This window comes from Amycolatopsis sp. DSM 110486, from assembly GCF_019468465.1.
Lineage (GTDB): Bacteria > Actinomycetota > Actinomycetes > Mycobacteriales > Pseudonocardiaceae > Amycolatopsis.
In genome coordinates this window covers 5649020-5661652 of record NZ_CP080519.1, presented here as the reverse complement: position 1 = coordinate 5661652, position 12633 = coordinate 5649020, and the positions used below count along the sequence as shown (strand labels likewise).

The window sequence follows — 12633 nt, the reverse complement described above, 5'->3', positions numbered from 1 at the left end:
GTCACTTGCGCTCCTCTGCTGCTTGGGCCGCTGCTTCGGCTGCTTCGACCAGGGCCCGGAACAGGCGGACGTCGCCGGTGTCCTGCTCGGGGTGCCACTGCACGCCGAGCACGAACTCGTCACCGGGCAGCTCCGCGGCCTCGACGGTGCCGTCGGCGGCGTGCCCGGACGCGACGAGGCCGTCGCCGAGCCGGTCGATGGCCTGGTGGTGGTAGCAGTGGCCCTTCGTCTCGGGCCCGAGCAACGCGGCGGCGCGCGTGCCTTCGACGAGGGTGATGCTGCTGGTGCCGAACGTCGCGGGCGCCGGCTGGTGCGCGGTGTCGCCGAGGGACTCGGGCAGGTGCTGGCTGAGCGTGCCGCCGAGGGCGACGCTGATCACCTGCAGGCCGCGGCACACGCCGAGCACAGGCTTGCGCGCCTCGCGGGCCGCCTCGAACAGGCCGAACTCGAAGGCGTCGCGGTCCGGGCGCGTGTACGTGGCCGGGTGTGGCTCGGCGCCGTACTTTTCCGGCTCGACGTCCGCGCCACCGGTGAGCACGAGCCCGTCCACGCGGTCGACGAGGCTCGCGTACCCGTCCGTCAACGGCGGCAGCAGCACCGGAATCCCACCGGCGGCCACCACGCAGTCGGCGTAAACCCGGTGCAGCAGCGTGGCTTCCGTGTCCCAGGCGAGGAACTTGGCCTGCTCGACGTAGGTGGTCAGCCCGATGACGGGTTTTCGGGCGGCGTGCTCAGAGACGTTCGAAGCCACGGATGAGCTCCCAATCGGTCACGGCCTTCTCGAACGCCTCCCGCTCCACGCGGGCGGCGTTGAGGTAGTGGTCCACCACATCGTCGCCGAAGGCCTCGCGCGCGATGCGGCTGCCCGCCAGCACGTCCGCGGCTTCACCCAAAGTGGTCGGCACGGTCGGCTTGTCGGAGCCGTACGCGTTGCCCGTGAACTCCGGCTCCAGCGCCAGCTCGTTCTCGATGCCGTGCAGGCCGGCGGCGATCAGCGCGGCGACGGCGAGGTACGGGTTGACGTCCCCGCCCGGCACGCGATTCTCCACGCGCAGCGAATCACCGTGGCCGACCACGCGCAGCGCGCACGTGCGGTTGTCGGTGCCCCACGCGACGGCCGTCGGCGCGAAACTGCCGCGCACGAACCGTTTGTAGGAGTTGATGTTCGGCGCGAAGAAATAGGTCAGCTCGCGCAGCGCGGCCAGCTGGCCGGCGAGGAAGTGCTCCATGGCCTTCGAGAAGCCGTGGTCGCCGTCGCCGGGCAGGACCGCTGACCCGTCCGTGCCGCGCAGGCTGAGGTGGATGTGGCAGGAGTTACCCTCGCGTTCGTTGTACTTCGCCATGAACGTGAGGCTCTTGCCCTCCTGCGCGGCGATCTCCTTGGCGCCGTTCTTGTAGACGCTGTGGTTGTCGCACGTGGTGAGCGCCTCGGCGTAGCGGAACGCGATCTCCTGCTGCCCGGGGTTGCACTCGCCCTTGGCCGACTCGGGGTACAGGCCGGCGCCCGCCATCTCGTTGCGGATGCGGCGCAGCAGCGGCTCGACGCGAGCGGTGCCGAGCATCGAGTAGTCCACGTTGTACTGGTTCGACGGCTTGATGCCCTGGTAGCGCTTGTCCCACGCGGCTTCGTAGCTGTCGTCGAAGACGATGAACTCGAGTTCCGTGCCGACGAACGCCTGCAGCTTCTTGTCGGCCAGCCGCTCCAGCTGCCGCCTGAGCACCTGCCGCGGCGACACCGCGACGGGCCCGCCGCCGTCGACGCGCTCGACGTCCGCGAGCACCAGCGCCGTGCCCTCCTGCCACGGGACGAGGCGAAGGGTGGTGAAGTCGGGGCGCAGCACGAAGTCGCCGTAGCCCGCATCCCACGAGGAGATCGCGTAGCCGTCCACGGTGTTCATGTCGACGTCGACGGCCAGCAGGTAGTTGCACGCCTCCGTGGCGTGGCCCACGACCTCTTCCAGGAAGTACTCGGCCGAGCAGCGTTTGCCCTGGAGCCGGCCCTGCATGTCGGTGATCGCGACCAGCACCGTGTCGATCGTTCCGGCCGCCACCTGCTCACGGAGCGCGTCGAGCGTGAGCAACCCTCGCCTGCCAGCCATGGCACCGCCCCAAAGGTTTGGATGGGATCCTTTGCGGGTTCTTCCTACCGGCCGGTGCTCGCGGGGTCAATCCGGTCAAAGGTACTGTTGGATTCCATTGCGTAAGAGCCTCGTATGTCCGGCTTGCCCGGCTGAGAAGAATCTGTGAATCGTGGGGGCGCGGGACCAAACGCGCCGTCTCGGGCGTTGAACGGGACAAGAGAGGTGAGAGGGATGACAGAAGCATTCACGCAGTCCACGATCAGCCGGCAGCAGGCGCGGCCACAGCTCCCGACCATGCCCACAGGCTGGCCGATCGGCTCCTACGAGTCCTACGAGCAGGCACAGAAGGCGGTCGACCACCTCGCGGGCACCGACTTCCCGATCAGCGACGTCACCATCGTCGGCATCCAGCCGATGCTCGTCGAGCGCATCGCGGGCCGCATGAGCTGGGGCAAGATGCTCAGCAGCGCCGCCATGTCGGGCGCGGTGTTCGGCCTGTTCCTCGGCCTGGTGCTCAGCCTGCTCAACCCCGCCGCGGGCCTGCTGTCCATCATCATCGGCCTCGTCGCGGGCGTCGCCTTCAACCTGCTGTTCGGCGCCCTGGGCTACGCATCCAACCGCAACAAGCGCGGCTTCGTCTCGCAAAGCCAGCTCGTCGCCCAGCGCTACGACGTCCTGTCGCAGCCCCGCAACGCCGAAAAGGGCCGCGCCCTCCTCGCGGACCTCGCCGCCCGCTCGGCCTTCGGCCACTGACGTAGCTCCCGAAGCTCGGGCGCCTGGGTCTCGAACCCGGGCGCCCGAGTTCTTTTTTGCCTTCTGTTCCCGGGTCCGGTGGGGACTACCCAGGACGCGGACCGCGCGCCTCGCCCGCGGCTCTCCCGCGCACCCTTCTTACTCCCACCGGTTCGGCCCACACGAGCCTCAGGCACCCCGGGGCACCGTTTGTCGGGATCAGCCGATCTTCGCGCCCCAGCGGCCCTGCGCACACCGGTTTGCGGAACCGAACCGGGCCCGGACACAAGACGGAACCGGGGGAGCAGCCCCGACCTCTGCTCCCCCGGCCCCTCGCGCGCTCTACCTCGTCGGCGGAGCAGGACTGGTCGGCGACGTCGTCTTCGCCGGGGCCGACGACGTCGGCTTAGCAGGTGCACTGGAAGGAGCACTCGGCGCCGAAGTCACCGGCTTCGGGATCGCCGCGGCAAACGGCACCCCTGCCTGCTCGTGGCAATACCCGAGGTAGCCGTTGTAGCCGTCGCGGTTGCCGTTGGCGTCCTGGACGCCCTGGACGAGCTGCGGGCGCGGGAAGCGGTTGTCCTCGCCGACCTTCGAGCGGGTGCCGGTGTCCTGCTCGCAGCCGTAGCGGGTGACGGTCAGCGGCCGGCCCTGGTCGTCGTAGAGGTAGACGTCCGTGAGCGGCTTGCCGGAGGCGTCGAAGGCGTAGACGTTGTCGACGTCTTCGTTGCCGTACCGCAGCTGCTGGTTGCCGTAGGTGTCCGTGGACGGCGACGAGTACGACGTCGTGTCCGGGTAGTACGTGCGGTGTGTGATCAGGTCGATCGCGGCGCCGAAGCCGCCGAACGCGCCGCCGATCACGAACGCCGACACCGGCACCGCGATCCACAGCAGCCGGCGGTCGCCGCCGGTCTTCGGCCCGGCCCAGATCACCGCCGCGGCGGCCGCGATGAGGAAAGGCAGCAGCAGCACCGCGTACGAGTGCCGCACCATGAGCAGCAGGCCGAACCCGATCAGGGCCACCGCACACACCACCCACCACGCGGGCTTCAGCGAACGCAGGTACGCCACGGCCTTGTCGCCCTCGCGGTTGGAGCGCCACGACCGCACCGACTCCCGCGTCCGCACGACCTCGGGCAGCTCCAGCACGGCCGAAACCCCGCGGTGGAACAAGAAAATCAGGCTCAACGCGAACACCGGCGCCAGGAGCAGCAGACCCAGCAACCTGTCCGGGTCGAGGCTCACCGCCGCCGCGAAAGCGAACAACGCGAGCCCCGCGGCGCAGAACACCAAGCCCCACAAGGCAAATCTCGCCGCGAACAGGCTCGGGGCCTTCGCCGGAGCCAGCACGGCCGTGGCCGCTTCGGCACCCGCGGGCGCCGGCGGATAACCCCCGGACGCCCGCAGCTCGGCCGCGTAGCTCTCCGGCGAGCCGAGCCGTTCGATGAGCTGCTCGACGCGCGCGTCGGCCCCCAGCTCGTTTTCCATCTCGGCCAGGTGCGGCCGGACGTCCTCCAGGATCTCCTCGATCTCCCCCGCGGGCAGATCGCCGAGCGCGGTGCGGACCCTCGCCAGGTACACGCGCACCGCGGTGGGCTTCTCCGTACTCATGCTGCCTCTCCCAGTAACCCGTTCATCGTCGACGCGAAACTCGCCCACGTCTTCCCCGACTCCTGCAGCCGCGCTCTCCCCGGCTCGTTCAGGCTGTAGTACTTGCGGTGCGGGCCCTCTTCGCTCGGCACGACGTACGACGTCAGCAACCCGGCCTTGTACAGCCGGCGCAACGTGCCGTAGACGGAAGCGTCCCCCACTTCCTCCAGGCCGGCCACGCGAAGTCTTCGGAGCACGTCGTAGCCGTACCCGTCGTCTTCGCGAAGCACGGCCAGCACCGCCAGGTCCAGCACTCCCTTGAGCAGCTGACTGATCTCCACGGCACCCTCCAGTCTTGCGCTTGGAACGGTACCACGCATTGCGCAGTAGTGCGCACGGCGGACGGCCATTCGGCGGAAACCATCCGCGCACAGAGGTGAAGATCAGACTGGAACGCCCAGCTCACGCCGGGTTTCGCGTCGCACGTCGGCCACCAGAGCCGAGCGCCGCCACGCGCGCGTCACCTCGATGAGCCACGCGGCCTCGGCACTCACGTCGGCGGCCACGGCCCGGCTCTCGGGCGCGTCGGCATCGTCGGGCTGGAACCGGTGGTCCGCTTCGCGCGCGACGAGGGCCGCCGCGAGCGTGGCGGCGTCGACGGTCGCGGCCACCCGGCGGGTCGGCACGCCGTCGCGCCGGGCGCGGTCCACCACGCGCGCGGGCAGGTCCGGGTCGAAGTACGGCCGCAGCGCGAGGTGCCCGTCGCGGATCTCGATCACGCGCCGGTACAGCGCGAACTCCGCACCACGCCCGAGCCCGCTCGCCGGATCCAGGGCGATGCCGGGCACGGCGTCGCGCAGCACCGTCCACAGTGGCTCGATCCGGCGGTAGCCGCGGTACGCGCGCATCCAGCGGAACGGCGTGGCGAGCGACGGCCCCCACACCGACAACGTCGACCCCGCCACCGCGAGCACCACGCACGTGGCCCCCAGCACCGCGGCCGGGAGGTCCTCCGTCGCCCCGACGCGGCCATCCGAGATCAGCGCGGCCACGTCGTCGAGGTCCCACAGCGTCCACGCCACCGCCGCCACCACGCCGGCGAAGATCAGCCACAGCCCGGTGCGAAGCGAACCCGCGCGGGCGCGCGTGGCGAAGCGCGCGAAGAACACGGCGACGAGCGTCAGGCTGAGCACGCCGTACACGACGAACACCAGCTCGTACGCGATCAGGAACGGTCGCCCCTCAGCGGCGACGACCGTCTCGTCGCCGGAGCGGTCCGGGCCTGCAAGGGTGAACAGCACGATCTCCACCGCGATCACGAACCACGACAACACCGCGTGCCAGCCCAGGCGCGCGTCGGCGCCGAAGCGCATCGAGCGCGTGAACGCGACCGTGAACCCGATCGCGCCGAACTTGGCGAGGTCGCCGGCGAGCGGCGCGTACTCGGCGTACCAGCGGTGGTGGCCGGCCAGCTCGTCCATCGCCGGCATGCCGTCGGTGATGCCGAGCGCGATGCAGATGCCGAAGCCGGCGAGGAACCACAGCGTCCGCGCCGGCTGATCGCGCCCGGCCTCGAGCAGCTTCACGCCGAAGCCGGCGAACCCGAGCACGCAGGCCAGGTACGCCAGCGTCTCGATCACGGGTTCCGGCGGCGCGGGCGGCCGCCGAACATGTCGTCCATGCGGGCCATGCCGCTGTCCGGTTCCGGCCGCGGCGCCTGCACCTTCGCCGCGCGCTGGGCGAGCAACGACGCCACAAGCTCGGCTTCCTGCTCCTCCACCGCCGAGTACGTGGTCCGCCCCAGCACGCGGCGGACCAGCTCGGGCGAAAGGTTCGGCATCAACGCGCGACTCACGGCGGTGTCGATCGCCGCACCTTCGGCGCCGGCGTCGGACCCGACGTGCCCGCACAGCAGGTGGCCCACCTCGTGCAGCAGGATGTGGCGCCGGTGCAGGGCCGTGGTGTTGGTGGGATAGAGGATGTAGTCGGCGCGCGCGGTGCTCATCAGCAGGCCGCACGGCCCGCCGGACGGCGCGTTCACCGGCATCAGCTCGATCGGCCGGCCGCGACCGGCGGCGATGCCCGCCACGAACTCGGCGGCGTCGAAGGGCTCGGGCAGCGCCGGCGCCTCGGCCAGGCGACGGCACCGTCGCCAGAGCTCGCGCTGCCGGTCCGCCACCGCTCAGTCCTCCTTCTTCACGCCGCTTCGCGCGGCCTCCCTCCGGGCGATCGCGTCGATCATGTCGCTGATCGTGTCGAGCCCGTCGGGCGAGAGCGTGATGGCCCGCAGCGCCACATCGCGGACACCGGCGTCGCGCAAGGCGCCGAGCAACGCCAGCTCTTCCGCGATCTTCACGCTCTGCTCGTCGTCGAAGAAGTATGCCGGAGGAACGCCGAAAAACTGCGCGAGCGCCTCGAGATGACGCTTCGTGGGATTGTCGCGACGCCCGGTGCGCAGCTGCCAGAGGTACGTGGTGGAGAAGCTCTCCCCCGTCGCCTCACGGCACGCGCGGGCGACCTCCTCGTGGCTGTACTGCTCGCGGTCGGGCCGGCGCACGACGTGGAACAGCTGGTCGATCTTGTCGGCCAGCGACGATCTGTCCGGCTCCGTCATGCTGCTCCTCTTCCGCCGCGTTCATCCTAGTTGATCGCCCCGACAGGCGCATCAACGCGAGCTGCGGGGCCGCGGCTGGCACTTCGGGCAGGAGTAGGACGAGCGGTTCATGAACGGTTCCCGCCGGATCGCCGTTCCGCACCGGCGGCACGGTAGTCCCTCCTGGCCGTACGCGTCGAGGGAACGGGAAAAGTACCCGGATTGCCCGTTCACGTTGACGTACAAGGCATCGAAGGACGTGCCGCCCACGGCGAGCGCGGCGTTCATCACCTCGCCGGCGGCGGCCAGCAGCGCGCTCCCCTGGGCGCTGGTGAGCTTGTCGGTGGGCCGGGTGCCGTGCAACTTGGTGCGCCACAAGGCTTCGTCGGCGTAGATGTTGCCGACGCCGGAGACGAGGGTCTGGTCCAGCAGTGCGCGTTTGACCTCGGTGCGCCGCGAACGCAACGCCTTCACGGCAGCCGCCGGGTCGAACCGCGCGTCCATCGGGTCGCGCGCGATGTGGGCGATGGTAGCGGGCAGCAGGTCGCCCTCGACGTCGGCGAGCTCGTCGAGCGCGAGGCCGCCGAACGTGCGCTGGTCCACGAACCGCAGCTCCGGACCGTCGTCGTCGAAGCGGACGCGTACGCGCAGGTGCTTCTCGTCGGGCGTGCCCTCGGGCTGCACCAGCATCTGGCCGCTCATGCCGAGATGCGCGAGCACGGCCTCACCATGCGACAGCTCGAGCCACAGGTACTTGCCCCGCCGGCGCGCGGCCTCGACCACGACACCGGCCAGACGGCCGGTGAAGTCTTCGGCGCCGAGGGCGTGCCTGCGAATCGCGCGCGGGTGCAGGACCTCGACCTTGCTGACGGTGCGACCGGCCACGTGGGCCGCGAGGCCGGCGCGCACGACCTCGACCTCGGGAAGTTCGGGCATGGCGTCCATTCTGCCCGCCCGGTACGACACTTCCGGACCGGCGGGCGTCAGCCTTCGGACTTGGCCGAACCGTCGGAGCCGTGGCCCCGCTCTTCGGAGAGGGCGCGCCACGCCGTTTCGGCGGCCTTCTGCTCGGCTTCCTTCTTCGTGGTGCCGGAACCGTCTCCCAGCGGACGACCCGCGACGAGCACCGTGGCGGTGAACTCCTTGCGGTGGTCCGGACCGGTGTCCTCCACGCGGTACTCGGGCACGCCGAGACCGGAGGAGGCGGTGAGCTCCTGCAGGCTGGTCTTCCAGTCGAGACCGGCCCCGCGCAGGGGCGCCTCGGCCAGCAGGCCGTCGAAGAGGTGGTGCACGAGCTTGCGCGCGACCTCGATGCCGTGAGCCAGGTAGGTGGCACCGATCACGGCTTCGAGACCGTCGGCGAGGATGCTCGCCTTGTCCCGGCCGCCGGTGAGCTCTTCGCCCTTGCCCAGCAACAGGTGCGCCCCGAGACCGCCCTCACCCAGCCCGCGGGCGACACCCGCCAGCGCGTGCATGTTGACGACGCTGGCGCGCAGCTTCGCGAGCTGGCCTTCCGGCAGGTCCGGGTGCGTGGTGTACAGGTGGTCCGTGACGACCAGGCCGAGCACCGCGTCGCCGAGGAACTCCAGCCGCTCGTTGGGCGGGAGCCCACCGTTCTCGTACGCGTACGAGCGGTGGGTCAGCGAAAGCCGAAGGAGCTCGGGGTCGAATTCGACCCCGAGCGCCTCGAGCAGTGTGATGGGATCGGCCGCGGGTCCCCCGGCGGACTTACCCCCCATGGTCGGCTGCCCGATCAGGCGGGCTCGACGACCTGGCGGCCGTTGTGCTGGCCGCACGTCGGGCACGCGATGTGCTGGAGCTTCGGCTGGCGGCAGGCGCGGTTGGAGCAGGGCACCAGCTGAACCGGAGCCGCCTTCCACTGGCTGCGGCGCGCGCGCGTGTTGGATCGCGACATCTTCCGCTTCGGGACGGCCACGAGTAGATCTCCTTCAGACTGTCTGCCCGCGTTCACGAGCCGAACTGACTTCTCCCGGATCGAGCTGGACGCTCGTCAGGCTTGCTCTCCGGAGCCGTGCGCAGGCTTTTCGCCCGCGTTCTCGTCGAATCGCTCGACCAGCGCGGCCCACCGAGGGTCTATCTTCTCATGCCCGTGTCCGGGCTCGAGATCGGCCCACTTGACGCCGCATTCGGTGCACAGCCCGGCGCAGTCCTCCTCGCACAGCGGCACGAGGGGAAGCGCCAGGACCACGGCGTCGCGGACGATCGGTTCGAGGTCGATCCGGTCGTCGATCAGCCGCGGGATCTCGTCCTCGTCGGTGGTCTCCTCCGTGGCCGTGCCGGGGTAGGCGAACAGCTCGGTGAGGTCGACCTCGATCTCCTCGGTGAGGGGGTCGAGGCAGCGCGAGCACGTGCCGGTGGCGGTGGCGCTTGCCGTTCCGCTGACCAGCACACCCTCGACCACGGATTCGAGGAGCAGGTCGAGCTCGAGGACGGAGCCGGCCTCGAGCGAGATGACGTCGGGCACACCGAGGGCGGCCTCGATCGGCACGCTCCGGCGCACGTCGCGGCTCAGGCCGGCGCGCCGGCCGAGCTCACGGGTGTCGACCACCCACGGGCTCTTGTCGTCGAGCTGTGCGGGGCGGGTGTTCTGGGCAGGGTTCTCTGACATCGGATACCAGGGTACGCACGGTGCGCCAGTGGTTTCGCGCTGGTGCCGAGCGTCACTCCCGCAGGGGGTCAGACCTGGTAGTCGTACAGCGTCGGACGACCGCCGCTGCCGCCCAGGTTCACCGGGGAACGCAGGTGGTTGCGGCCCGAGTCGACGGTGCGCAGCGTGGTCGCGAGCAGCTCCGAGAACTCGGCGAGCTTGCCGTCCACGTACGCGTCGCAGTCGGCGCGCTGGCGGTCGGCCTCGGCGTGGGCCTCGTCGACGATGCGGGCCGACTCGGCGTGCGCGGCCTGGACCACCTCGGTCTGCGAGACGAGCCGCGTCTGCTCGGCGCGGGCGTCCTCGATGGCGCGCTCGTAAGCGTCGCGGCCGGCCTGGATCATGCGCTCGGACTCGGCGCGGGAGCGGTCGGTGAGGTTCTGGTACTCGGCCTGCCCGGCGGCGACCATGCGCTCGGCCTCGTTGTGGGCGTCGCCCATCATCTGCTCGGCGCGGGCGCGCGCGTCGGCGAGGATCCGCTCGGCCTCCGACGCGGCGTCGGACACCGTGCGCTCGGCCTCTTCGTTGGCGCCGGCCACCGTCTCGCCGGCTTCCTTGCGGGCGGCGTGCAGCAGGTCGTCGCGCTTGTCGAGCACGTCCTGGGCGTCGTCGACCTCGCCAGGCAGCGCGTCGCGGACGTCGTCGAGCAGCTCGAGGACGTCACCGCGCGGCACGACGCAGCTGGACGTCATGGGCACCCCGCGGGCCTCTTCGACGATCGTGACGAGCTCGTCGAGTGCCTCGAAAACCCGGTACACGGCCACTCCCTCAAGCAGTAATCCCCGTTTCGCTACCGATCAGTCTGCCCGCTTGCCGGCCTGAAGCGGTGAACGCGCGCCGGACTGGGCGTGTCCTCTTGCGAACGACTCATGACGCAGCGTGCCGCCCCACCCGGCGCGGGTGGGGCGGCACACAGGCCGGTCAGGGATTTCAGGAGTTGAGGTCGATCGCCTTGAACGTGGAGTAGCGGTCCGGCGTGTAGGCCAGCTCGCCGCCCTTGCCCTTGATCACGCGGTCGTTCGTGCCCACGGGGAACAGCTGGTAGTAGCCCGCCGCGCAGGCCGGCAGCACGCCCTCGCGGTTCTCGTAGGTCTGGCCGGTCGCGCCGCTGCGCACCTGGTTCACGACCGACTTCGCGGCCGAGGACAGAGTGGAGTAGCCGATCTTCGCCAGGCCCGAGAGGTTGCCGCAGGAGCCGGTGTCGCCGCCACCACCGTTGACGTCGATGACCTTGAAGGTCTCGTAGTGGTCGCCGGTGTAGAAAAATTCGCCACCCTGGCCGGTGATGATCCGGCGCGTGCCGCGGTTGCTCGCACCGGGCGTGGGCACGGTGTACTCGTGGTAGTAGCTCGAAGCGCAGGACGGCAGGATGCCCTCACGGTTGTCGAAGACGACGCCGTCGTTCTTCGGGTACGGGAAGGGCCCGCCCTTCTGGATCAGGTTGTAGGTCGTCGTCGCCTCCGCGGGGAGCGAGGACAGCGACGTGTGCGAGAAGCCCGACAGGTTGCCGCAGGAGTTCTGCAGCACGGACGCCGGCGCCGCCGGGGCAGCGGGTGCCGCGACCGCGGCGGTGCCCAGCCCGAGGAATCCGACCAGCAGCGCGAACAGGACGGTCGCTAAACGCGAACGGTGGTTGGCCATTTTCGGACCGTAACCCGATCGGATGGTCGCGAGGCTGCCGTCAAGTGAACAGCTTCGAGCGTTCCCCGAAGTCCCGACGATGGTCGCAACCCGTTCGGGCGAATGCGCCGGGTGAACGTGCGAAACTGCTCGGATCTTGTTCGGGTACGAACCGGATCTTGTTCGCGAACGAGCGGTTTTCGTCCGGGACCGCGCTCAGCCCTGGTGCGGGAACACCTTGCCGAGCCGTTCGAACACCACCGGCGGCACGAGCCGCTCGACGTCGCCGCCGAGCGCCGCAACCTCCTTCACCAGCGAGCTGGAGACGAAGCCGTAGGCCGGGTTGTTGGCCATCAGCAGCGTCTCGAGACCGGTGAGCTCGCGGTTCATCTGGGCCATCTGCAGCTCGTAGTCGAAGTCGCTGACCGAGCGCAGGCCCTTGGCGACGGCCGCGATGTCGTTCTCGCGGCAGTAGTCCACGAGCAGGCCCTGCCACGAGTCCACGCGCACGTTGGGGAGGCTCGCGGTGATCTCGCGCAGCATCTCCAGCCGTTCCTCGACGGTGAAGAGGCCCTTCTTGCTCTTGTTCACCCCCACGGCGACCACTACCTCGTCGAAGAGGACGGAGGCCCGCTCGATGATGTCGAGGTGTCCGTTGGTGGCCGGATCGTAGGAACCGGGACAGACCGCACGCCGCATGCGCGGACGCTACCAAGCCGCGACGCTGCGCGCGCACTTCGTGACTGCTGCGTCACACCTGTGATCGACACGTGTACTCGGCCCAGTGCAGGGCGGTGTCGCCGTACTTCTTGTCACGCGTGGGCGTGTAGGCGCCGGGCCAGTCGGGCGCGCCGTCGCGAGCGGCGCGTTCGATCACCACCAGGGCGCCGTCGGCGAGCCAGCCGCCTTCGTCGAGCGCGGCCAGCACGGAGCCGAGCGCGGCGGCGTCCACGGCGTACGGCGGATCGGCCAGCACCACGTCGAACAGGGCGGGCGCGGGCGCGGCGACCACGGTCTCGACGGGGGCCGCGCGGACGGTGCCGCCCAGGCCCAGGGCGCCGACGTTGCCGCGCAGCACGTCGGCCGCGCGGCGGTCGGCCTCCACGAACCAGGCGTCGGCGGCGCCGCGGGAGAGGGCTTCGAGACCGAGGGCGCCGGAGCCGGCGTAGAGGTCGAGCACGCGGGTGCCGTCGAGCTCACCGGCCACTTCGAGCGCGTTGAACAGGGCTTCGCGCACGCGTTCGGACGTCGGGCGGGTCCCCTTGGGCGGCACCTTGAGCCGCCGGCCGCCCGCCTTCCCCGCCACGATCCTCGTCACCCCGCCATCTTCGCCGAACGTCGCAGTGTGG

Annotated in this window: 16 protein-coding genes; 1 reads left to right on the top strand and 15 read right to left on the bottom strand. The window is 70.4% G+C overall.

The window, feature by feature from the left end:
- Position 1: 1 nt before the first annotated feature.
- Positions 2-751, bottom strand: coding sequence for a gamma-glutamyl-gamma-aminobutyrate hydrolase family protein (locus K1T34_RS27500; RefSeq protein WP_220237681.1), 750 nt, complete (start codon positions 749-751; stop codon positions 2-4).
- Positions 732-2099, bottom strand: a complete 1368-nt coding sequence (locus K1T34_RS27495) for a glutamine synthetase family protein (protein ID WP_220237680.1) — start codon at positions 2097-2099, stop codon at positions 732-734. The genes K1T34_RS27500 and K1T34_RS27495 overlap by 20 nt, the downstream gene beginning before the upstream one ends.
- Before the next feature lie 213 nt (positions 2100-2312).
- Between K1T34_RS27495 and K1T34_RS27490 the strand changes: the two genes are divergently transcribed.
- Complete coding sequence (locus K1T34_RS27490; protein WP_220237679.1) at positions 2313-2834, top strand: general stress protein; 522 nt, start codon at positions 2313-2315, stop codon at positions 2832-2834.
- Between the two features lie 321 nt (positions 2835-3155).
- Here K1T34_RS27490 and K1T34_RS27485 read toward each other — a convergent pair whose 3' ends face one another.
- From K1T34_RS27485 to rsmD, 13 genes are all read right to left on the bottom strand, one after another.
- Positions 3156-4424 carry a DUF1700 domain-containing protein gene (locus K1T34_RS27485; protein WP_220237678.1) on the bottom strand — a complete coding sequence of 423 codons (1269 nt, stop codon included), beginning with the start codon at positions 4422-4424 and terminating at the stop codon, positions 3156-3158.
- Positions 4421-4744 carry a PadR family transcriptional regulator gene (locus K1T34_RS27480; RefSeq protein ID WP_220237677.1) on the bottom strand — a complete coding sequence of 108 codons (324 nt, stop codon included), beginning with the start codon at positions 4742-4744 and terminating at the stop codon, positions 4421-4423. The genes K1T34_RS27485 and K1T34_RS27480 overlap by 4 nt, the downstream gene beginning before the upstream one ends.
- Before the next feature lie 102 nt (positions 4745-4846).
- Positions 4847-6043 carry an MAB_1171c family putative transporter gene (locus K1T34_RS27475; protein ID WP_220237676.1) on the bottom strand — a complete coding sequence of 399 codons (1197 nt, stop codon included), beginning with the start codon at positions 6041-6043 and terminating at the stop codon, positions 4847-4849.
- Positions 6040-6582: a hypothetical protein gene (locus tag K1T34_RS27470; RefSeq protein ID WP_220237675.1), complete on the bottom strand. Its 543-nt coding sequence runs from the start codon at positions 6580-6582 to the stop codon at positions 6040-6042. The genes K1T34_RS27475 and K1T34_RS27470 overlap by 4 nt, the downstream gene beginning before the upstream one ends.
- 3 nt (positions 6583-6585) lie before the next feature.
- Positions 6586-7017, bottom strand: a complete 432-nt coding sequence (locus K1T34_RS27465; RefSeq protein ID WP_220237674.1) for a helix-turn-helix domain-containing protein — start codon at positions 7015-7017, stop codon at positions 6586-6588.
- A 51-nt stretch (positions 7018-7068) separates the two neighbouring features.
- Entirely contained in the window at positions 7069-7932 is an 864-nt protein-coding gene (gene mutM, locus K1T34_RS27460) for a bifunctional DNA-formamidopyrimidine glycosylase/DNA-(apurinic or apyrimidinic site) lyase (protein WP_220237673.1), read from the bottom strand.
- A 47-nt stretch (positions 7933-7979) separates the two neighbouring features.
- A complete protein-coding gene (rnc, locus tag K1T34_RS27455; protein ID WP_220237672.1) occupies positions 7980-8735 on the bottom strand; it encodes a ribonuclease III in 756 nt (251 codons plus the stop codon).
- A 14-nt stretch (positions 8736-8749) separates the two neighbouring features.
- Positions 8750-8932 carry a 50S ribosomal protein L32 gene (rpmF, locus tag K1T34_RS27450; RefSeq protein ID WP_220237671.1) on the bottom strand — a complete coding sequence of 61 codons (183 nt, stop codon included), beginning with the start codon at positions 8930-8932 and terminating at the stop codon, positions 8750-8752.
- 75 nt (positions 8933-9007) lie between these two features.
- Positions 9008-9625, bottom strand: coding sequence for a DUF177 domain-containing protein (locus K1T34_RS27445; RefSeq protein ID WP_220237670.1), 618 nt, complete (start codon positions 9623-9625; stop codon positions 9008-9010).
- Positions 9626-9693: 68 nt separating this feature from the next.
- A complete protein-coding gene (locus K1T34_RS27440; protein WP_220237669.1) occupies positions 9694-10422 on the bottom strand; it encodes a DivIVA domain-containing protein in 729 nt (242 codons plus the stop codon).
- Positions 10423-10594: 172 nt separating this feature from the next.
- Positions 10595-11305, bottom strand: coding sequence for a ribonuclease domain-containing protein (locus tag K1T34_RS27435; RefSeq protein ID WP_220237668.1), 711 nt, complete (start codon positions 11303-11305; stop codon positions 10595-10597).
- A 195-nt stretch (positions 11306-11500) separates the two neighbouring features.
- Positions 11501-11983: a pantetheine-phosphate adenylyltransferase gene (coaD, locus tag K1T34_RS27430; RefSeq protein WP_220237667.1), complete on the bottom strand. Its 483-nt coding sequence runs from the start codon at positions 11981-11983 to the stop codon at positions 11501-11503.
- A gap of 52 nt (positions 11984-12035) precedes the next feature.
- On the bottom strand, positions 12036-12602 hold the full coding sequence (gene rsmD, locus K1T34_RS27425; RefSeq protein WP_220237666.1) for a 16S rRNA (guanine(966)-N(2))-methyltransferase RsmD: 567 nt from the start codon (positions 12600-12602) through the stop codon (positions 12036-12038).
- Positions 12603-12633: the final 31 nt, after the last annotated feature.